At 29.8% G+C, this 1,409-nt stretch carries 1 protein-coding gene; it reads left to right on the top strand.

Translation table 11 applies throughout. The features are described 5' to 3' along the window. The coding region (locus HMPREF9073_RS14370; protein WP_009414354.1) for a hypothetical protein at positions 1-1,409 on the top strand (1,409 nt) is incomplete at both ends.

The following is a 1,409-nucleotide window of genomic DNA, read 5'->3' as shown; positions in this document are numbered from 1 at the left end:
CCTCATCAAATCAAGAAAATGTAAAAAGCAAATTTATTGATATCGTCAATAGTAATAGTTTTGACAAGCATCACGGAGCATTATTAGCTTCTATTTTGATGGGGCTTGATGAAAAGAACATTATTGAGACTCAAACTAATTTGCTTACATTGTTAAATGATAATTCTCGTAATGTAGGAGGATTAAAGCGTTTATACAACAAATTAGAAAGTGAAGATCAAGAATATTTCAATTACTATTTCTCTAAATGGGCTAAAAAATACTATTATGATCAATATCAAGAACTAGAAGTTATTTTAAATAGTATTAATAGAAATGGAAATATAAATCAAGGGATTGATTGCAACAGTAAATCTATTCAGTACTTTGCAGTAAATCATATAGCTCTTGATTATATAAATGTTTTTGATAAATGTGGATCATATCCATTAAATTGTCATTATTTACAAACAATTATTCCAAATGTAGATACTAAAAACCAATATTTCTTTAGTTATGGAGAAAATAGAAAAAGAAAAGAATGTAGTGATAATAACAATAAAAGTGTAATATATTACAAAGCAGGAAAACCTTTTTCTGATTTTGTGATACTCTTTTTCAATGAATCCTATGAATATGCTAACATCAAAAAGGGTGATGTACGAATAGTCCCTCTGTTTTGGGCTGAAAATTTTGCCGCAAAACATCATAAAAAACTAAGCGGACAACAACTAACAATAGCTTTAGAAACCGCTGGTATTTTATTAGCTGCTACTACTGGAGGACAAAGTATCACAGCTGTTAAAGCTATTACTATCACTTTAGGAGCTTCAGCTATTGGTGTAGAAATATACGAAAATGACCTCTTAAAACTTGAAGGAGGAAAAGATTTTGTCGAAAGTGTACGAGTGATCAATGCTTTGGTTGGAGGTGCGATTTTAGTAAAAGCTGTAGGTAGCTCAATTGCTGTTGTTGATTTACAAAAAATAAAAAACTTTTTCATAAATGTGCCAGAGAAAGCTGTAGAATTAAAGAAAGGTTTAAATTCTTTTTTAGCTACTGCAAAATCAGGAATTAAATTCACTAAAGAAGCATTAACAGAAATAAAAGCTTTACTATATGAAGTAGACCTACAATCTTCGTTTAAACAAATTGTTCAGGGAGCAACTGCAAAAGTTAAAAATGACCTAAAAGCTTATATAGTAGCAGCTAATATGGAGTATGAAATAGCTTCTTTGCGCTATTTAGATGCTCTTGACGGTCAAAAATTACTCCTTACACCAAGTGTTGTAATAGTTGATAACACATTAGGTTACAAAAAAATAGGCACTTTAGAAAACGTTTATATCACAGTTAACAACGATACTAAAAAAGCCAATATAGGAGTTTATTCCAAAGGTGAAAAAGTAGTACTATCTTTAGAAAAAGAA

It is taken from the genome of Capnocytophaga sp. oral taxon 326 str. F0382 (assembly GCF_000318295.1).
Classification (GTDB): Bacteria; Bacteroidota; Bacteroidia; order Flavobacteriales; family Flavobacteriaceae; genus Capnocytophaga; species Capnocytophaga periodontitidis.
Note: the sequence above shows the minus strand (reverse complement) of the source record. Positions and strands in the feature narration are given on the sequence as shown.